Genomic DNA, 18237 nt, shown 5'->3' on the forward strand with positions numbered 1-18237 from the left:
AGGAGGTCATCATGAACCGGCTTCATGGCAGTTTTGATCGCTGGACGCGAGACATCCAAGCACTGCTGGCCGACCTGGCCAGTGGCACAGCCTGAACCTTGAGGAAGCCGGCCTGGGCGCAAGCCGAGACCGGCTAGCTGGACTTCGCCGGGCTCGTCCCGGCTTTTTTTATCTTGCGCGGTAGTGATGCCAAGCCAGCGCCCAGATGGCGAGCAGCGATGCCGTCACGCCCAGCCCCAGCGCGGAAAAATCGAGTGATTCCAAATTCGCCCAAAGACTGCCGGATACCTGCATGTGCGCCCCCAGCAGTTGCAACCACTCGATGCCGCCAATCACCAGCGCCACGCAGACCGACAAGCCGGTGATGAGCACGTTGAAACCCAGCTTGCGCGCGGCGTCCTGCATCGCCCAGTCATAGACCCGCAGCATGGCCAGGCCATCGGCCGTGTCCATCAAGCTCATGCCGGCGGCGAACAGCAGGGGGAATACGAGCACGCCGGCCACAGGGAAATCAGTGTGCTGTGCGAAGGCAGCCGACAGACCGAGCACCGCCACCTCGGTCGCCGTGTCGAACCCCAGGCCGAACAGGAAACCCAGCGGCAACATCTGCCAGCTGGCATGAATGCGCGAGTAGAGCCCGCGCAGCAGACGGCCCATGCCACCGCGGCGAGCGAGCAGATCGTCCACCGCGGCGGGGCTTATCACGTCGCCGCGACGCGCGGCCAGCAGCAGGCGCAGCAGCCGGCGGAAGATCAGCAGATTGACCATGCCGATGAGGGTGAGAAACCCCGCGGAGACGAGGGTGCCGATCCACCCACCGGCCACGCCCGCGTCTTGGATGAGCGCATGGGCATGGCGCGCCAGCAAGGCCACCACCGCCGACAGCAGCAGCACCACGCCGCTATGACCGAGGGAGAAGAACAAGCCGACGGCCATGGGACGCTGGCCGTCCTGGCGCAGTTTGCGGGTGACGTTGTCGATGGCAGCGATGTGATCGGCATCGAAGGCGTGACGCAGACCGAGCAAATAGGCCAGGGCGCCGATGCCCAGCAGCGCGGGATGGGCGGGCAGCATGGCCAGCAGCCAGCCCCAGGCGGCAAGATGCAGCACCAGCAGGGTCAGAACCGTGATGGCCAGGGGACGACGATTCAGGCCAGAGAGCAACATCGCGGACTCCTCGATTTCAGGCGATGACGAGCAAACCCTTGAGTTCGATGAACCGCACCACCGCCTCCAGCCCGTCGAGAGTCTTGAGGTTGGTCATGGCGTAGGGCCTGCCCGGGCGCATGCGCTCGGTGTCGGCGCGCATCACGTCGAGGTTGGCGCCTACATGCGGGGCCAGATCGGTTTTGTTGATGACGAACAGATCGCTCTTGGTGATGCCGGGCCCGCCCTTGCGCGGAATCTTCTCGCCGCCGGCCACGTCGATGACGTAGATGGTGAGGTCGCTGAGCTCCGGGCTGAAGGTCGCGGCGAGGTTGTCGCCGCCGCTTTCGATGAACACGATGTCGGCATCCGGAAATTGCTCCAGCATGCGATCGACCGCTTCGAGATTGATCGAGGCATCTTCGCGGATGGCCGTGTGCGGACAGCCGCCCGTCTCCACGCCCATGATGCGTTCGGGTTCGAGCGCGCCGGCCACGGTGAGCAGGCGTTGGTCTTCCTTGGTGTAGATGTCGTTGGTGACCACCACGAGGTCGTAGCGCTCGCGCAGCGTCTTGCACAGCATTTCCAGCAGGGTGGTCTTGCCCGAGCCCACCGGCCCGCCGATGCCCACGCGCAAGGGCGGCAAGCGTTTAATGCGGTGGGGGATGTGATGCAGCGGACTGGCGGTGCCGGTGGAGTGTGTCATGAGCGAAAGAGTCGGGAGTATTGGGTTTCGTGGCGGCTGCTGAGAATAGCCAGCAAGGGCGAGAAACTCTGCCAGGCGTCCATTCGGCCTTGCAGATTTCGTGCCTGCAGCACGGCGGCGGGAATGTCGGCGCTGAGCGCGGCGAGTAGGCGCTGCCCTGCGCTCTGCCCCAGCGGCACCACGCGCATGGCAGCCTGCACCTGATTTTCCAGCCAGGAGAAGGCCAGCGTCTGCGCGGTCTGTGTGGCGTCCAGCCCCAACGCATGGGCGCCCAGGGCGAAGGCCAGCGGCCAGGCGGGGGCGGGCTGCAGCGTGGCGGCCAGCGACAGCGCGGGATGTTCGGGCTGCAGATTGCGCAGCCAGTCGAGCATGGAGCGGCCCATCTGCTCGGTCTGGCGGCGCAGCTCCGCGGTTTCTCGTGTGGCGAGCACCCAGGTCTGAATGGCTTGCAGCCCTGCACTGTCGCCCGCAGCCCAGGCGGCGTGCGCCTCGCAGGCGGCAGGCAGTTCGCTGCGGGCCAGGGTGAGTTGCAACTGGCCGCGCAGCCAGTCCAAGGTTTGCGCCTCGTCGCTGACCAGGCCCGCGTCCACCGCGGCCTCCAGCCCTTCGGAGTAGCTGAACCCGCCCACCGGCAAGGCCGGTGAGGCCAGCCACATCATGGCGAGCTGCGGCGGGACGATCTCCCCCTCCCAGCCTCCCCCTCCACTGGTGAGCTCCCTCCCCACGCGTGGGGAGGGCTGGGGTGGGGAGGCTTTCGACTCAATGCCCATGTCCCGTGTGGCCGTGTGCGTGGTCGTGATGTCCGTCGTGCGAATGCCCGTGAGCATGTCCATGCCCTTCCCCATACGCCCCGGCTTCAGGCTCGAACGCAGCCTGTGCCTCGCCGACGATCAGGTGCATGCGGCGCAGCATGTCGGCCAACACCGGGTCAGGTTCGAACTGCAGGCAGTCGGCCTGCACTTCCAACTGCACATGGCGGTTACCCAGGTGATAGGCCGCCCGCATCAGATCGGTGGGCGTGCCATGCTCGGCGCAGGCGCGCACCTGCAGCACGGGCTGCAGAGCGGCCTCGATGCGCAGGAACGACCCGTCCTCCGCCACCAGCACGTCGCCCCCGCGCAGCACCGTGCCTCGCGGCAGGAACACGGCGATGCGGCGGCCTGTGCTGTCATGCGCGTCAAAGCGGCTTTTACTACGGGTGTCCCAATCCAAGGACAGCGTGGCGGCGCGAGCGAGCAGGGCCGGGGCCAGACCACGACCGGCGGGGAGGTGTTTGTTGGCGGTGAGCATGGGCGATGGGCGTCAAGTGGCAATCAGGCAAAAACATGGATGTTTATAGCACTGCCGTCAACAGCCGACGAGCATCGGCTGTACCGCCGCATCCAGTGGGTGACAAAGGAATAAACCCCCATACCATTGAGCATATGAAGCCTTTCACCGAATTTTCTGTCGGAATGCCAAGACTCGCCCCGCGGCTGCCGCCAGGGCGGATGCAACGCCAGCTGATTGCTCTGGTGCTCGGGCTCTACATCGTCACCGTGGTACTCGGCGGCTGGCTGATCGTGCGCACCCTGCGGGCGCTCGATCATGAGCGGCTTTCGTTTCGCGAAAATGCGGCATTGCAGGCCCTGTCCACCACTCAGGGCAAACTCTTGCTCACCCAGGGTCAACTGCGGCTTTTTCTCGCCAAGCCGACCCCTGCCAACCTCGCCGCGTTGGGTACCGCCGAGCAGGCTCTTCTGGGGGCGCTCGACAGACTCTCGGCAACGGTGAACGCTCTGCCGGCTGCGACGCAAACACAGATGCTGCTGGCCCAGGCTCAAGGTCTGATCCTCGCCCGCCAGCAGGTGCTGGGCAGTCACACGCTGCCCTCCAACGGCGCAACCCCTGGCCACACCTCGGCCGCAGCCGATGCGCAGCGCGTGGATGCCATTCGTGTCGGACTCAAGGCTCTGCGCGAGCACATTCTTGACAACGCCTCGAAGCGCCGAAAGCAGATGCAAGCCGCGCTGCAGTGGAACGCAGAGCTGCTCATTGCCTTCGGCGTGCTGTTGATGGTGGCCCTTGGCCTGGCCCTGCGCAGCATGTTGCGCGCTCTGGGCGAGCGCCGCCGCCTGTTGGCACGTCTGGACGACGAAGCCAGCCTCGACGCCCTCACCCAACTGCCCAACCGACCGTATTTCCTGGCCTGGCTGGAGCATGCCCGCCTGCAAGCCCAGGCCGACGGCACCGTGCTGGCCTTGCTGCGCGTGGACGTGATGCCGTGCGACGACGCGGCCTTTGCCGCAATGGCGCAACGCCTGGCGCAAACCAAACGGCGCATCGACGTTCTCGGCCGGATCGGGCAGCGCAGCCTTGGCCTGCTGGCGCCGCTGCACCGTCTCGACCCCTTGGGGCGACAGGATCTGGCAGAACTTGCGCTGCGCATGGCCGACGCACTGGGGCAAGACGGCGCCACCCTCTCGGCCCCGCCGAGCAAAGCCGCCATCGGCATCGCGCTGTATCCGGCCGACGCCGATGACACGCCAACGCTGCTCGACGCCACGCGACACGCGGTCGGGACGGCGCGTGCACAGGCGGGCGGTGGGCCGCGGATGGCGTTTGTCGACGATCCAGACGGCCTGAGTCTGCAACGCGCCGCCCGGCTGCGCAGCGCGCTACCCATGGCCATTGCGCGTGGCGAACTGCGCCTGCTGGCGCAGCCCGAATACGCCGCGGCCGACCTTCGCATCGTCGCGGCCGAGGCGCTGCTGCGCTGGGAACATCCAGAGCTCGGACTGCTTGGCCCTCAGGAATTCCTGCCCCTCGCCAAGCGCGCGGGTTTGATGCCGCGCATCACCGACTGGGTGCTGCAGCAGGCTCTCGACGCCCTGGTGGAATGGCGACGGCAACAACCCCATATGCGCGTGGCGGTGAACGTCACCCGGGAAGACTGGCTGGACCCCGGATTTGCCGCCCGGGTCGCCGCCGCATTGGTCGCGCGGGCACTACCAGGTGAAGCCCTCGAACTCGAACTGTCGGAAGAGCAGTTGTTGGGCGGCGACTGCGCCCCGGCTCTGCGGCAGGTGCATGCCCTGGGTGTGCGACTGGCGCTGGACGACTTCGGGGTGGCCTACTCGTCGTTCAGTCATCTGCAGCTGCACCCGGTTCATCGTCTCAAAATCGATCGCAGCTTCGTGGCCCGCCTGCCGCAGCAGGGCGAAGATGCCCTGCTGCTGCGCGCCATCGTGCGGTTCGCCCACGGTTTGAAGCTCGTCGTGACCTGCGAAGGGCTGGAGACCGCCGATCAAATTGCATTGCTGCGCGAACTCGGAGCCGACGAACTGCAGGGCTTTGGCCTGAGCCACCCCATCGCCCCGAAGGCGCTGACCGACCTGCTCGCGTCTTCCGACCTGCGCTGAGGCGGATCGGCATCCCCACCCCGGGAAGCGCTCAGAACAAAAAATACCGCTGCGCCATCGGCAGCACGGTCGCCGCTTCGCAGGTGAGCAGCACGCCGTCGGCGCGCACTTCGTAGGTCTGCGCGTCCACCTGCATCTGCGGGGTGTAGGCGTTGTGCACCATGTCGGCTTTTTTCACGCTGCGACAGCCGCGCACGGCAGCGAGCGTCTTCTGCAGGCCCAGTCGCTGGCCGATGTCATGGGCCAAGCCTGCTTGCGACACGAAGGTCAGAGAGGTGGCGAGCCGCGCGCCGCCGAAGGCACCGAACATGGGCCGGGTGTGCACCGGTTGCGGGGTGGGAATGGAGGCGTTGGCGTCGCCCATCAGCGCGGCGGCGATGAAGCCGCCCTTGACGATGACGCTGGGCTTGACGCCGAACCAGGCCGGGCGCCATAGCACCAGGTCGGCCCATTTGCCCACTTCGACCGAGCCCACGTCGTGCGCAATGCCGTGGGCCAGCGCGGGGTTGAGGGTGTATTTGGCGACATAGCGCCTGGCGCGGAAGTTGTCGTTGCGGTCGTTGCCCTGCACGCCGTTCATGCCCTGTGTAGGAGCCAGCCAGCCGCGCTGCGCCTTCATCTTGTGCGCGGTCTGCCAGGTGCGCAGAATGACTTCGCCCACGCGGCCCATGGCCTGGCTGTCGCTGGACATGATGCTGATGGCGCCCAGATCGTGCAGCACGTCTTCGGCGGCAATGGTCTCGCGGCGAATGCGGCTTTCGGCAAACGCCAGGTCTTCGGCAATGCCCGCGTCGAGGTGGTGGCACACCATCAGCATGTCGAGGTGCTCGTCGATGGTGTTGACGGTGAAGGGGCGCGTGGGGTTGGTGGAGGAGGGCAACACATTGGCCTCGCCCAGCACCCGCAGGATGTCGGGGGCGTGGCCGCCGCCCGCGCCCTCGGTGTGGAAGGTGTGGATGGTGCGGCCCTTGAAGGCGGCGATGGTGTCTTCGACAAAGCCGCTTTCGTTCAAGGTGTCGCTGTGGATGGCCACCTGCACGTCGGTCTCTTCGGCTACCGACAGGCAGCAGTCGATGGCCGCGGGCGTGGTGCCCCAGTCTTCGTGCAATTTCAGGCCGATGGCGCCGGCCTCGATCTGCTCGCGCAACGCCGCGGGCTGGCTGGCGTTGCCCTTGCCGAGAAAGCCCAGGTTCATCGGGAAGGCGTCGGCGGCCTGCAGCATGCGGGCGATGTTCTCGGGACCTGGCGTGCAGGTGGTCGCGTTGGTGCCGGTGGCTGGCCCCGTGCCGCCGCCCAGCATGGTGGTGACGCCGCTCATCAGGGCTTCTTCGATCTGCTGCGGGCAGATGAAGTGAATATGGCTGTCGATGCCCCCCGCGGTGAGGATGAGCCCTTCGCCCGCGAGAATTTCAGTGCCCGGGCCGATGACCATGTCCACCCCCGGCTGCACGTCGGGATTACCGGCCTTGCCAATGGCGGCAATGCGCTGGCCGCGGATGCCCACGTCGGCCTTGACGATGCCCCAGTGATCGAGGATGAGCGCATTGGTGATGACCAGATCCATCGCCCCTTCGGCTCGAGTGCGCTGGCCCTGGCCCATGCCATCGCGGATGGTCTTGCCGCCGCCGAACTTCACCTCTTCGCCATAGCCGCCGGCGCGCAGGGTGTAGTCGTCCTCGACTTCGATGAGCAGATCGGTATCGGCCAGGCGCACGCGGTCGCCCACGGTGGGGCCGTACATCTCGGCATAGGCACGGCGGGAAATCGTGGCCATCACAGCGCCCCCATCACGTCTTGCCGGAAGCCGATGACCACCCGCGCCCCGCCAAAGGGTACGAGCTGCACGCTGCGCTGCTGGCCCGGCTCGAAGCGCACCGCGGTACCGCTGGCAATATGCAGGCGCATGCCGCGCGCAGCCGCGCGATCAAAGCGCAGACCGGGATTGGCTTCCGCGAAGTGATAGTGCGAACCGACCTGAATGGGCCGGTCGCCCACGTTCTCCACCACCAGATCGAGGGGCGTGCGGCCGGGGTTGAGCGCGAGGTCACCTTCGGCGCAGAGGATTTCACCGGGAATCATCGTGGCGTCCTTTTCGAATCGATCAGGCCGCTACCCAGCCGCCCAGCAAAGACGCACCCATGCCGGCGATGGTGCCGCCGGCCAGCAGCGCGCCCCATCGACCGGTGCGTCGCAGTGCCAGGCCCGCGCCCAGCCCCGCGGCATGCAACAACACCGTGGCGCTCACCATGCCGGCCACCACGGCCCAGCGTCCGGCCACGCCCGCCAGTTCCTCGCCGTGGGCCAGTCCGTGGAACACCGCGAAGGCCCCGACCACGCCTGCCGCCACCCAACCCGCCAGGCGAAGCCGCACGGCGGCGAACAGACCGATCACCAGCACCGAGGCCGCGATCATCGGTTCGACCGCAGGCAGTTGCACCCCTGCAAAGCCGAGCAACGCCCCAAGCAGCAGCATGCTGGCGAATCCCGTCGGCGCCCACAACAGGCGGCGGTCGACGGCGGCGGCCGATATGGCGCTCCACAGGCCCACGGCCACCATGGCCGACAGATGGTCGAGCCCCGTGAAGGGATGCACAAATCCGCTGCCGAAGCTGTGATGCAGACCGCCATCGTTGCCGGTATGGGCCAGGGCGGAAGTCGCGACGGCGAACAGGGCCAGCCCCAACAGGGCTCGGATACGGCTGCGGCTTGAGAGGTGCGTGGAGGCTTGCATTCGAGGTCTCGTGAAAGCGTTGGAGATGAAGGGGGCGGTGCGGTATCAGACGATGGGTTGGTGCACGGTCACCAGCTTGGTGCCGTCGGGGAAAGTGGCTTCCACCTGGATGTCGGGAATGAGTTCGGGCACGCCGTCCATCACCTCGCCGCGAGTGAGCAGGATGCGGCCCTCGCTCATCAACTCGGCCACGGTGCGACCGTCGCGCGCACCCTCCATCACCGCGGCGGTGATGTAGGCGATGGCCTCGGGCACGTTGAGCTTGAGCCCGCGGGCCTTGCGGCGCTCGGCCAGCAGCGCGGCGGTGAAGATGAGCAGCTTGTCTTTTTCGCGGGGCGTGAGATCCATGACGCGGTGAGTGCGGTGAGAACGTGGGCGCGAGCTTAGCGCGCAAGCCTGAATACATCGCGCATCCTGCGATGCGCGCGGGCCATGACCATGGTGCAAAAAACAGACCCGCCCCCGGCGCGGGCATCTTGCGAAGGCATGGGCAGGAGGCGGCGCGAACAAGCGCCCCAGACGCACACTTCTGGTGCGGCCGCACCAAATCAGACCGCCCCGCACGCACTGAGACGACCTGAGTGCGCATGGCTTGCAGCCCGTTGCGCCCCAGGCCAGCACGCATGCACGAACACCGATAGGAAACCATCGTGAAGCAACTGTCACCCCTCATCGCGGGAGGCGACAAAACCGTGGCACGCGACTTGCACAACAGGGAGCGTCGCACCCCACCATCACCCTTTGGAGGAATTTCCAACATGGATCGTCGTACCGCATTGAAGACCGTTGGCGGCGCTGTCGCCGCAGCGGCTGCCAGCACCCTGCCCTTCCCCGCCATTGCCGCGAGCAAGGCACCGATCAAGGTCGGCATCCTGCATTCGCTGTCGGGCACCATGGCCATCTCCGAAACGGCCTTGAAGGACGTTGACCTGATGACCATTGCCGAGATCAATGCCGCGGGCGGCGTGGACGGGCACATGATCGAACCCGTGGTGGTCGATCCCGCCTCCAACTGGCCGCTGTTCGCCGAGAAGGCGCGCCAGCTCATCAGTCAGGACAAGGTGGCGGCCATCTTCGGCTGCTGGACGTCGGTGTCGCGCAAATCGGTGCTGCCGGTGCTCGACGAGCTCAACGGCCTGCTGTTCTACCCCGTGCAGTTCGAGGGGCAGGAGCAGAACAAGCATGTGGTCTACACGGGTGCCGCGCCCAACCAGCAAGCCATTCCCGCCACCGAATACCTCATGAGCAAGGACGGCGGCGGTGCCAAGCGCTTCTTCCTGCTGGGCACCGACTACGTCTACCCGCGCACGACCAACGCCATCCTGCGCGGCTTCCTGCACTCCAAGGGCGTGAAGGACGCCGACATCGCCGAGGTCTACACCCCGTTCGGCTTCAGCAACTATCAGAACATCGTGGCCGACATCAAGAAGTTCGCCTCCGGCGGCCCGACCTGCGTGATCTCCACCGTGAACGGCGATTCCAACGTGCCGTTCTACAAAGAGCTGGGCAACCAGGGCATCAAAGCCACCGACATTCCGGTGGTCGGCTTCTCCATCGCCGAGCAGGAAATCGCCGGCATGGACATCAAGCCGCTGGTGGGCCAGCTCACCGCGTGGAACTACTTCGAGTCGCTGAAAAATCCGCGCAACGCCAAGTTCGTCAAGTCTTGGCAGGACTATGTGAAAGCCAAGGGCCTGAAAGACTACCCCGTCACCGACGACCCGATGGAAGCCTCCTACATCGGCATTCATCTGTGGAAGCAGGCGGTGGAGAAGGCCAAGTCCACCAAGACCGACGAGGTGCGCAAGGCGCTGATCGGACAGAAGTTCGCCGCCCCCGATGGCTATACCGTCGAAGTGCTGGAGAACCAGTACTTGAGCAAGCCGGTGTTCATTGGCCAGATCAACGACAAGGCGCAGTTCGACGTGGTGTGGAAGTCCAAGGGTCTGGTGCCGGGCGAGTCCTGGAGTCCCTACATCCCCAAGCCGAAGAACGCTTGATTGTTTCGGCCACGCAAACACTCCCCCTCCCAACCTCCCCCACGCCGTGGGGGAGGGGCAACCCGCCGCGCAGCGCTGTGGGTTTGCTCCCTCTCCGCTCGCGGGGAGGGCTGGGGTGGGGAGCCTTGAAAGCATCGCCCCCACTCCCCGCTCTTCACGACCATGACCCCTTCGCGCTCTCTGTGGCACCGACCCGGCGCCTGGCTGCGTCTGGCGTTCGGCCTACTGTTGATCGGCCTGCTGCCGCAGGCCCATGCGCTCACGCCGCAGGAGGCGCTGGCGATTTCCAGCGGCGACACCGACGCCCGCATCGCCGCCCTGCACAAGGCCGCGGCCAAGCCCGATCCGCAGCTCGCTGACTTTCTGCACAAACTGCTCGATGGCGACGTGCAGATCGACGGCACCATGGTGCAGGTGCAGCAAGGCGATGCCTGGATCGACCTGGCGACCGGCAAGGCCGTCACCCCCAGCGACAACGCGCAAGGCGTGGTCAACAACAACTATGTGCGCAAGGAGCTGCAATCGGCCCGCGCCGCGCTCGACCTGTTTTCGCCGCAGCGCACCCAGCGTCTCAAGGCCGTGCAGCAACTGCAGGACGACCCGACCTCGGTCGACCGCGGCCTGGTAGAGCAGGCGCTGAAAACCGAGAAAGACCCGGAAATCCTCCAGCGCCTGCAACTGCTGCATGCCGCCATCCTGCTCAGCAGCGCCAGCGCCGCCGACCGCCTGGCCGCGGCCAAGGAACTGGCGGCCAGCAACTACCCGGCGGTGCGCGCGCTGCTGCTGTCGCGGCTGGACAAGAAGGACGGCGCCTTCGTCGAAAGCTCCCCGCTGGTGCGCACGCAGATCGAGAAAAGCCTCGCCGAGATCGACGGCCGCCTGGCCTGGGGCGAGCGGCTGGGCACGCTGTTTTCGGGCATCAGCCTGGGCAGCATTCTGCTTCTGGCCGCGCTGGGCCTGGCCGTCACCTACGGGCTGATGGGCGTGATCAATATGGCGCAGGGCGAGTTCATCATGATCGGGGCCTACGCCACCTATGTGATGCAGAGCCTGTTCCAGCACTATCTGCCGGGCTATGTGCACTATGCGCTCATCGCGGCGGTGCCCTTCTCCTTCGTCGTGGCGGGGAGCATCGGCATGCTCATCGAGCGCACCATCATCCGCCGTCTGTACGGCCGGCCGCTCGAAACCCTGCTGGCCACCTGGGGCATCAGTCTGGTGCTGATCCAGGCGGTGCGCAGCCTGTTCGGGCCGCAAAACGTGCAGGTGGACAACCCTCCGTGGATGTCGGGCGGCTTCAACATCATGGCCAATCTCATCCTGCCCTACAACCGCATGGTCATCATCGCCTTCACCGTGGTGGTGCTGCTGGGCATGTGGCTGCTCATCAGCCGCACGCGGCTGGGCCTGTTCGTGCGCGCCGTCACGCAGAACCGTCCCATGGCCTCCTGCGTAGGCGTGCGCATCGCCCGGGTGGACATGCTGGCCTTCGGGCTGGGCACGGGCATCGCGGGCCTGGCGGGCTGCGCGCTCAGCCAGATCGGCAACGTCAGCCCGGAGATGGGCACGGGCTACATCGTCGACTGCTTCATGGTCGTGGTGCTGGGCGGCGTGGGTCAGCTCACCGGCACGGTGGCCGCCGCCTTGGGCCTGGGGGTGGCCAACACCCTGCTCGAAGGCGTGGCCGGCGCGGTGCTGGCGAAGATCGCCGTGCTGGTGGCCATCATCCTGTTCATTCAAAAGCGCCCGCAGGGCATGTTCGCCCTCAAGGGCCGCAGCGTGGAAAGCTGAGCACCCATCATGGCCGCCATCCTCAACGAATCCGGCACGCTGGTGCCGCCGCCGCGAGTGCAATTGCAGTCGCCCACGGCTTTTCTGCCGCTGTGGGGCTGGGCCGCGCTGATCGGCTTTCTGCTGCTGGCCACGGCGCTGGTGCCCCTTCTGGCGCTGGCCTTGCCGCAGGGCAGCAGTCTGCATCTGTCGCAATACTGGGTCGGGCTGTCGGGCAAGATTCTGTGCTACGCCATGGTGGCGCTGGCGATGGATCTGGTCTGGGGCTATGCCGGCATCCTGTCGCTGGGCCACGGCCTGTTCTTCGCCCTGGGCGGCTATGCCATGGGCATGTACCTCAACCGGGCGATGAATGCGGCCAGCGGCAATCTGCCCGACTTCATGCAGTTCATGCAGTGGACGCACTTCCCCTGGTACTGGGTGGGCACCGAGCATTTCGCCTGGGCGCTGTTCCTGGCGGTGGCCGCGCCCGGCCTGCTGGCCTTCGTGTTCGGCTTCTTCGCCTTCCGTTCGCGCATCAAGGGGGTCTATTTCTCCATCATCACCCAGGCTCTTACTTATGCGGCCATGCTGCTGTTCTTCCGCAACGAGACCGGCTTTGGCGGCAATAACGGTCTCACCGACTTCAAGGTGCTGCTGGGCTTTCCCATGGGCACGGCGGGCATGACGGTGTCGCTGTTCGTCGCCAGCAGTGTGACGCTCGTCGGCATGTTCCTGTTCTCGCGCTGGCTGGTGCGCAGCAAGTTCGGCCGCGTGCTCACCGCCGTGCGCGATGCGGAGAGCCGGGTCATGTTCTGCGGCTACAACCCGCTGTGGTTCAAACTCGGGGTGTGGACGGTGTCGGCCATGATGTGCGGCATCGCGGGTGCGCTGTATGCGCCGCAGGTGGGCATCATCAATCCCAGCGAAATGTCCACCTCCAACTCGATCGAGATCGCCATCTGGACGGCCATCGGCGGACGCGGCACCCTGATCGGCCCCATCGTCGGCGCGGTACTCGTGAACGTGGCCAAGAGCTGGCTGACCGTGTCCATTCCCCAGGTCTGGCTGTATCTGCTGGGCGGCCTGTTCATCGTGGTCACGCTGTATGCGCCCTATGGCATCGTCGGGCTGTTCAAGCAATGGAGAGCCCCCAGAGCTGAGCAGCGCCCAGCCCGCCCCCCGCGGGGAACAAGGAAACTTGGGGCGGCCCTGCGTTTCCTTGGGAGGACGCGCCGTGGCTGATCTCGACTGGCGGGACATCGTGTACCAGCAGCCCCAGCCCGAACTCGGTGGCGATGCGTCGGCGGGCTACGGCCATGTGCGTCAACCCGGCGTGGACCTCAGCCACGGCGTGGCCCTCTACCTCGACGACATCAGCGTGAGCTTCGACGGCTTTCGCGCCCTCAACAAGCTCAGCCTCTCGCTCGACGTGGGCGAGCTGCGCTGCATCATCGGCCCCAATGGCGCGGGCAAGACCACGATGATGGACGTGATCACCGGCAAGACCCGACCCGACGCCGGTACCGCCTTTTTCGGTCAGACCATCGATCTGCTCAAGCTGCGCGAGGCCGAGGTGGTGGCCGCCGGCGTGGGCCGCAAGTTCCAGAAGCCCACGGTGTTCGAGGATTTGAGCGTGCAGGACAACCTGGAGCTGGCGCTCAAGTCGGACAAGCGCGCGCGCGCCACCCTGTTCTTCCGGCTGAGCAGCGCGCAGCGCCAGCGGGTGGAGGAAGTGCTCGAACAAATCCGTCTGCACGACCAGGCCGGGCGCCGCGCCGGCGACCTGTCGCACGGCCAGAAGCAGTGGCTGGAAATCGGCATGCTGCTGATGCTCGAACCTCAGCTCCTGCTGCTCGACGAACCCGTGGCCGGCATGACCGACTTCGAGACCGACCGCACCGCCGAACTCTTTGTCTCGCTGGCCGGCAAGCACACCCTCATGGTGGTGGAACACGACATGGAATTCGTCCGCAAGATCGCCGACAAGGTGACCGTGCTGCACGAAGGCAGCGTGCTCGCCGAAGGCAGCCTGGAGCAGGTACAGGCCGACGAGCGCGTCGTCGAGGTTTATCTCGGTCGCTAAGCCGTCCGCCGCCTGCGCCCCCACTCCCGCACTTCCCCCGCTAACCATGCTCCAGATCGACGCCATTCAGCAGTACTACGGCGGCAGCCATATCCTGCGCAACGTCAGCCTCAGCCTTGAACAAGGCAAGGTGCTCACCCTGCTCGGCCGCAACGGCGTGGGCAAGACCACCCTGCTCAAGGCCATCATGGGATTGGTGGGCATCAGGAGTGGCAGCATCACGCTCGACGGCACCCGCATCGACCCGCTGCGGCCCGACGCGCGGGCGCGCCTGGGCATCGGCTATGTGCCCCAGGGCCGCGAGATCTTCCCCCGCCTCACCGTGGAGGAGAACCTGCGCATGGGCCTGGCCTACCGCCCCGGATCGACCACCGTGCCCGATGAACTGTTCACCCTGTTCCCGGTGCTCAAGCAGATGCTCGGGCGCCGCGGCGGCGACCTCTCCGGCGGTCAGCAGCAGCAGCTCGCCATCGCCCGCGCCCTGGCCGCGGGCCCCAGGCTGCTCATCCTCGACGAGCCCACCGAAGGCATCCAGCCCTCGATCATCAAGGACATCGAACGCGTCATCCGCATGCTCGCCTCGCGAGGCGACATGGCCATCCTGCTCGTCGAGCAGTACTACGACTTCGCCAAATCGCTCGCTGACACCTATTGCGTGATGTCGCGTGGCGAAGTGGTGAAGACCGGGCACGGCGACGACATGGATGCCGACGGCGTCCGCGAGCTGATTGCAGTGTGACCGCGACCTTGCGCCGCGCCCTGCCAGCGCATGAAAAGGCGCACCCCATACACCTCACCTGAGGCCTTCCTGGAGCTGAGGCTATAGTGCATGGACCGGATGTGCTCGCGCAGCTGATCGAGCGGGCGCACCAGGCGCGAAGCGGGCATGCCGGGTTTGATGCCACGTTTGATGGCGCGTTTGAACCTGTGTTTTTGCACCGTCCCTATAGCCCAAACCCAGACCGCAATTTGGCAAGCGCTGCGGGATCGATATCAGGCCTTTTGGCGGGCGGAATGAGCAACTGTTGTAACAACAAGGCGTGCGAGATCGAGGCGCTTCAGCGCAGGCAGTCGGCTGTGCTGAAAGTCGTGCTCGCGGTGAACGCTTTCATGTTCGTTGTTGAATTTGCTTTCGGTTTTCATGCGGGCTCGGCCTCGCTGGTCGCAGATTCATTGGACATGCTCGGTGACTCGCTCGTCTACGCATTCAGCCTGTACGTCGTCGCAGGCACCGCCGCGGCCAAGGCCCGGTCGGCCCTACTCAAGGGCGGCATCATGGCGATATTTGCTCTGGCCGCCTTCGGGCAGGTCGCATACAAGTTGCTGGCATCCAGCCCTCCGGCGGCAGAAACTATCGGTCTCGTGGGCCTGCTGGCATTGGCTGCTAACGGCTACTGCTTCTCTCTTCTATGGCGACACCGGGCAGATGACGTCAATATGAGTTCGGTTTGGCTTTGCTCACGCAATGACTTACTCGCGAACTTGGCCGTCGTGCTGGCCGCAATAGGAGTCTGGCTAACCCGGGAGGCGTGGCCCGACCTTCTCGTCGGAATTGGTATTGCCGTTCTTTTCGCCAGATCGTCGGCATCAGTGCTCAAGGAATCGTCGCGTGAGCTTCGCCGCGCGAAGGCCTGACGCCTGACTCGTGTGGCCGCGCGAACGACGCGCGCGCCGATGAAGAGTTTCAGCGCCTTCATCCATTTAGGTCCGAGGTGAATCAAGTGATCATCGGGCTTCGGCGCCGGGTCGCCGCGAGCGGCCTTGGCCCTCACACTCAAAGCTGGATCCTCCTCAAAATCATGCCTGACTCGGCCCCCGCCGCATCAATGCGAGATCCCACCTGCTGACTTGACGCATCCTGCGTCAGCCATTCCCTGTACCGGGCTGGCCGCGCAAGAGCGATGGATTTCCGCCGCGTATCGGGATGTAAAGAACCGAACTGTGAAGAAATTCATACAGGTTGTCAGCGATCTTATACCTACAATTTAATTTCTTCATCCCGATCATTTTCTGCTGTTTGTCCAGGATCCGGGCGCCAGATGATCATGCACACGGGATCGACCCTCGGGCGGATCCTGTTGGCCCGCCTCTGGGATCAAAGGCGATTCGGCGATCACCGAGTTCATCGATGCAGGACATCTCAGAGTCTTCGTTCCCCCCTCCGACCGCCTTGCCAATCGCGCAGAAGGCTGGGCTCGTTGCGCCGCCGCAGCTCACAGTGCGGCGACGCTCGGTCTTGTTTGGGCGCAGCCTGACGACTTACGCGTGGGCGCTGGTGCTCATCCTCGTCGTGGCCGGGATGTTTGGTCGCGACCCCTGGAAGGCGGACGAGCCCTATTCGGTGGGCATGGCGTTCGACTTCTCGCGGAGCAGCGACTGGATCGTGCCGCGTGTGGCCGGGGTGCCCTTCGTCGAAAAACCGCCGCTGATGTATTGGACGGCCGCATTCACGGCACGTCTGACCGATCACTGGCTGCCCTTCTTCGACGGCGCGCAGCTGGCCACTCTGGCCTGGCTGCTGCTGATGATCTGGGTGCTCAAGCGCGCGGGCGACGGATTGGCGGGCCCTGCCGAGACCTCGCGCGGGACAGGCGGGACCGGGTTGAGCGCGGTGTTGTGGTTTCTCGGCACCCTGGGCACGATCGAACATCTGCACAAACTGACCGCCGACATTCCCTTCACGGCAGGGGCCCTTCTGTGCCTTGCCGCGCTCGTCGCCTATGCCCGGTCAAGCCAGCATCCGCCCGGCGCTGACGCCGTGCCTGGACTGCCGAAGACCGCGCTGGGCAGCGGCCTGCTCTTGGGCACGGGCGCAGGCATCGCCTTCATGAGCAAGGGGCTGCTGGTGCCCGGCGTCGTGGGCATCACCTGCCTGCTCGCGCCCCTGTTTCCCGCGTTTCGCCAACGTCGCTACGCCGTCATGCTGGCCTGGGCCTTCCTGGCCGCGCTGCCCTGGTTGCTGATCTGGCCCATCGCATTCTGGAAGACCTCGCCAAGCCTCTTCACGCTCTGGTTCTGGGACAACAATTTCGGCCGCTACTTTGGTTTTGAACATCTGGGAGGCGCGCGCGGCAGCAATGCCGACGCTCTGCTCTCCTTGATCGGGCTTACCTTCCCCTCGGGCTGGGTTGCGGTAGGCGGTGCCATCGCCGCATTCAGACGAGCGAAACTGCGCATGAAGCCGATCGATCCGGCCCTGGGCATTCTGTGGGTCTATGTGGTGATCTTCGTGGCCACGTTGTGGTTCTCGTCGGTCTTGCGCGACATCTACCTGCTGCCGCTCATGCCCGCGCTGGCCCTGCTCGCCACACGGGTCTCGCTGCCCGAACGACTCGACCGCGCCTGGGCGAGCGCCGCGCTGGTGGTGTTTTCCGTGCTGGGTCTGGCGCTCTGGGTCCGCTGGCTGGCCATGGTGAGCGGTCATGGCGATCTGGCCACGTTCGGTCTGGGCAAATGGCTGCCCCTGGAACAGTCCATGCCTCTGTCGGTCATGGCCGCCATGGCGGCCATAGGCATCGCCGCAGCCTGGGTCTGGGCTTTGAGCCTTTGGGCAGCGCGCGCAGCCGGGGCTTTGCTCGTCGGGTTCGCCGGCCTCACATTCATGTGGGGAACGTTCAACACCCTGCTTCTGCCGTGGATGAATGATGCGCGCAGCTACCGCGCCACCTTCGCCGCCATGCAGGCTGAGGTCCCGAGTCCGACGCGATGTCTGCTGACTTTCGGGCTGGGCGACTCGGAGCGCGCCATGGTGGCCTTTCTGACGGATCTGAACCCGATCATCGCCAGCTCCCTGCACGGCCCGGACGCCTGCCGCGCCTTATTGGTGCTGGACAAGGCCGCGGCGCGTATTCCCGCTCCGGGCCAGCCCTGGGTGGAGGTCTGGGAGGGGAGTCGTCCTGGCGACAGCAACGAACGGTTCCGCCTCTTCACACGTCCGGCCCGCGCCGCGACTGAATCGTCCGGTCCGGCAGGACAACCCGACGCTAGCCGCCCTGTTTTCTCAGCAGCGCCTGGGCTTCCCCTTCATACGCCCGGATCTCCTCCAGCGTCGCCTTGAGATCGGCCATGCGGCCTTCGATGTCGGCACGGTGCTCGGCGAGCACCTCCAGATAGCGGCGCAGCTGGGGCACGGTGTCGCGCGGCGACTCGTACATCATCACCAGCTCCTTGATCTCGGCCAGGCTCAGCCCCAGGCGTTTGCCGCGCTGCGTGAGCTTCAGCCGCGTGCGGTCGCCCTGGGTGTAGACGCGCAGCCTGCCCTCGCGTCGGGGGCAGAGCAGGCCCGCTTCTTCATAGAAACGGATGGCACGGGTGGTCAGGTCGAACTCGCGCGCGAGCTCACCGATGGTGAAGGTGGCAGCGGCGGGGGCAGCAGCAGCGTTTTTCATGCGTGCCTA

The 18237-nt window shown here is 65.8% G+C and carries 17 protein-coding genes; 8 read left to right on the plus strand and 9 right to left on the minus strand.

All coding sequences use genetic code 11. The annotated features are described in order from the left end of the window. Window positions 1–168 precede the first annotated feature (168 nt). The 4 genes from BVH73_RS06105 to ureE all read right to left on the minus strand — a co-directional run bounded on the left by BVH73_RS06105 (window position 169) and on the right by ureE (window position 3142). The gene (locus tag BVH73_RS06105) at window positions 169–1167 is read right to left on the minus strand and encodes a HoxN/HupN/NixA family nickel/cobalt transporter (RefSeq protein WP_154048433.1); all 999 of its coding nucleotides are present in this window, start codon (window positions 1165–1167) and stop codon (window positions 169–171) included. Window positions 1168–1183: 16 nt separating this feature from the next. Continuing rightward, window positions 1184–1852 carry an urease accessory protein UreG gene (gene ureG, locus BVH73_RS06110; RefSeq protein ID WP_079417035.1) on the minus strand — a complete coding sequence of 223 codons (669 nt, stop codon included), beginning with the start codon at window positions 1850–1852 and terminating at the stop codon, window positions 1184–1186. Then, window positions 1849–2511, minus strand: a complete 663-nt coding sequence (locus tag BVH73_RS06115) for an urease accessory protein UreF (protein WP_245800482.1) — start codon at window positions 2509–2511, stop codon at window positions 1849–1851. Before BVH73_RS06115 ends, ureG begins: the two co-directional genes overlap by 4 nt. Window positions 2512–2611: 100 nt before the next feature. Next, on the minus strand, window positions 2612–3142 hold the full coding sequence (ureE, locus tag BVH73_RS06120) for an urease accessory protein UreE (protein WP_079417039.1): 531 nt from the start codon (window positions 3140–3142) through the stop codon (window positions 2612–2614). 200 nt (window positions 3143–3342) lie between these two features. Between ureE and BVH73_RS06125 the strand changes: the two genes are divergently transcribed. Next, complete coding sequence (locus tag BVH73_RS06125) at window positions 3343–5253, plus strand: bifunctional diguanylate cyclase/phosphodiesterase (RefSeq protein WP_169836759.1); 1911 nt, start codon at window positions 3343–3345, stop codon at window positions 5251–5253. 31 nt (window positions 5254–5284) lie between these two features. Here BVH73_RS06125 and ureC read toward each other — a convergent pair whose 3' ends face one another. From ureC to BVH73_RS06145, 4 genes are read right to left on the minus strand one after another with little or no spacing between them, the layout of a single operon-like run. Next, complete coding sequence (gene ureC, locus BVH73_RS06130) at window positions 5285–7027, minus strand: urease subunit alpha (RefSeq protein WP_079417043.1); 1743 nt, start codon at window positions 7025–7027, stop codon at window positions 5285–5287. After that, window positions 7027–7332 (minus strand): urease subunit beta, encoded by a 306-nt coding sequence (locus BVH73_RS06135; RefSeq protein WP_079417045.1) that lies wholly within the window; start codon window positions 7330–7332, stop codon window positions 7027–7029. The genes ureC and BVH73_RS06135 overlap by 1 nt, the downstream gene beginning before the upstream one ends. 22 nt (window positions 7333–7354) lie before the next feature. After that, window positions 7355–7984: a HupE/UreJ family protein gene (locus BVH73_RS06140; RefSeq protein WP_079417047.1), complete on the minus strand. Its 630-nt coding sequence runs from the start codon at window positions 7982–7984 to the stop codon at window positions 7355–7357. A gap of 45 nt (window positions 7985–8029) precedes the next feature. Beyond that, on the minus strand, window positions 8030–8332 hold the full coding sequence (locus BVH73_RS06145) for an urease subunit gamma (RefSeq protein WP_079417049.1): 303 nt from the start codon (window positions 8330–8332) through the stop codon (window positions 8030–8032). Between the two features lie 410 nt (window positions 8333–8742). Here BVH73_RS06145 and urtA point away from each other — a divergent pair, with 410 nt between their 5' ends. The 7 genes from urtA (at window position 8743) to BVH73_RS06180 (ending at window position 17897) form a co-directional block, all read left to right on the plus strand. Beyond that, window positions 8743–9984: an urea ABC transporter substrate-binding protein gene (urtA, locus tag BVH73_RS06150; RefSeq protein ID WP_079417051.1), complete on the plus strand. Its 1242-nt coding sequence runs from the start codon at window positions 8743–8745 to the stop codon at window positions 9982–9984. 162 nt (window positions 9985–10146) lie between these two features. Beyond that, the gene (urtB, locus tag BVH73_RS06155) at window positions 10147–11775 is read left to right on the plus strand and encodes an urea ABC transporter permease subunit UrtB (RefSeq protein WP_179947964.1); all 1629 of its coding nucleotides are present in this window, start codon (window positions 10147–10149) and stop codon (window positions 11773–11775) included. Between the two features lie 9 nt (window positions 11776–11784). Further along, the gene (urtC, locus tag BVH73_RS06160) at window positions 11785–12999 is read left to right on the plus strand and encodes an urea ABC transporter permease subunit UrtC (protein ID WP_245800438.1); all 1215 of its coding nucleotides are present in this window, start codon (window positions 11785–11787) and stop codon (window positions 12997–12999) included. Next, window positions 12992–13840, plus strand: coding sequence for an urea ABC transporter ATP-binding protein UrtD (gene urtD, locus BVH73_RS06165; protein WP_079420396.1), 849 nt, complete (start codon window positions 12992–12994; stop codon window positions 13838–13840). Before urtC ends, urtD begins: the two co-directional genes overlap by 8 nt. Before the next feature lie 46 nt (window positions 13841–13886). Then, window positions 13887–14579 carry an urea ABC transporter ATP-binding subunit UrtE gene (urtE, locus tag BVH73_RS06170; RefSeq protein ID WP_079417053.1) on the plus strand — a complete coding sequence of 231 codons (693 nt, stop codon included), beginning with the start codon at window positions 13887–13889 and terminating at the stop codon, window positions 14577–14579. Between the two features lie 101 nt (window positions 14580–14680). After that, complete coding sequence (locus BVH73_RS06175) at window positions 14681–15475, plus strand: cation efflux transmembrane domain-containing protein (protein WP_218919050.1); 795 nt, start codon at window positions 14681–14683, stop codon at window positions 15473–15475. A gap of 493 nt (window positions 15476–15968) precedes the next feature. Further along, window positions 15969–17897, plus strand: coding sequence for an ArnT family glycosyltransferase (locus tag BVH73_RS06180; RefSeq protein WP_079417057.1), 1929 nt, complete (start codon window positions 15969–15971; stop codon window positions 17895–17897). Here BVH73_RS06180 and BVH73_RS06185 read toward each other — a convergent pair. Next, on the minus strand, window positions 17824–18228 hold the full coding sequence (locus BVH73_RS06185) for a MerR family transcriptional regulator (RefSeq protein WP_079417059.1): 405 nt from the start codon (window positions 18226–18228) through the stop codon (window positions 17824–17826). The genes BVH73_RS06180 and BVH73_RS06185 overlap by 74 nt on opposite strands. Between the last annotated feature and the right edge of the window lie 9 nt (window positions 18229–18237).

Origin of the sequence: Thiomonas intermedia, assembly GCF_002028405.1 — a bacterium.
Lineage (GTDB): Bacteria > Pseudomonadota > Gammaproteobacteria > Burkholderiales > Burkholderiaceae_C > Thiomonas > Thiomonas intermedia.

Bases quoted from the DNA above. Each gene is read 5' to 3' on its own strand.
- BVH73_RS06125 (WP_169836759.1), top strand. From the start codon at position 3,343: ATGCAACGCCAGCTGATTGCTCTGGTGCTCGGGCTCTACATCGTCACC.
- urtA (WP_079417051.1), top strand. From the start codon at position 8,743: ATGGATCGTCGTACCGCATTGAAGACCGTTGGCGGCGCTGTCGCCGCA.
- urtB (WP_179947964.1), top strand. From the start codon at position 10,147: ATGACCCCTTCGCGCTCTCTGTGGCACCGACCCGGCGCCTGGCTGCGT.
- urtE (WP_079417053.1), top strand. From the start codon at position 13,887: ATGCTCCAGATCGACGCCATTCAGCAGTACTACGGCGGCAGCCATATC.
- urtC (WP_245800438.1), top strand. From the start codon at position 11,785: ATGGCCGCCATCCTCAACGAATCCGGCACGCTGGTGCCGCCGCCGCGA.
- BVH73_RS06185 (WP_079417059.1), bottom strand. From the start codon at position 18,228: ATGAAAAACGCTGCTGCTGCCCCCGCCGCTGCCACCTTCACCATCGGT.
- BVH73_RS06105 (WP_154048433.1), bottom strand. From the start codon at position 1,167: ATGTTGCTCTCTGGCCTGAATCGTCGTCCCCTGGCCATCACGGTTCTG.
- BVH73_RS06140 (WP_079417047.1), bottom strand. From the start codon at position 7,984: ATGCAAGCCTCCACGCACCTCTCAAGCCGCAGCCGTATCCGAGCCCTG.
- BVH73_RS06145 (WP_079417049.1), bottom strand. From the start codon at position 8,332: ATGGATCTCACGCCCCGCGAAAAAGACAAGCTGCTCATCTTCACCGCC.
- ureG (WP_079417035.1), bottom strand. From the start codon at position 1,852: ATGACACACTCCACCGGCACCGCCAGTCCGCTGCATCACATCCCCCAC.
- ureC (WP_079417043.1), bottom strand. From the start codon at position 7,027: ATGGCCACGATTTCCCGCCGTGCCTATGCCGAGATGTACGGCCCCACC.
- ureE (WP_079417039.1), bottom strand. From the start codon at position 3,142: ATGCTCACCGCCAACAAACACCTCCCCGCCGGTCGTGGTCTGGCCCCG.
- BVH73_RS06180 (WP_079417057.1), top strand. From the start codon at position 15,969: ATGCAGGACATCTCAGAGTCTTCGTTCCCCCCTCCGACCGCCTTGCCA.
- BVH73_RS06115 (WP_245800482.1), bottom strand. From the start codon at position 2,511: ATGATGTGGCTGGCCTCACCGGCCTTGCCGGTGGGCGGGTTCAGCTAC.
- BVH73_RS06135 (WP_079417045.1), bottom strand. From the start codon at position 7,332: ATGATTCCCGGTGAAATCCTCTGCGCCGAAGGTGACCTCGCGCTCAAC.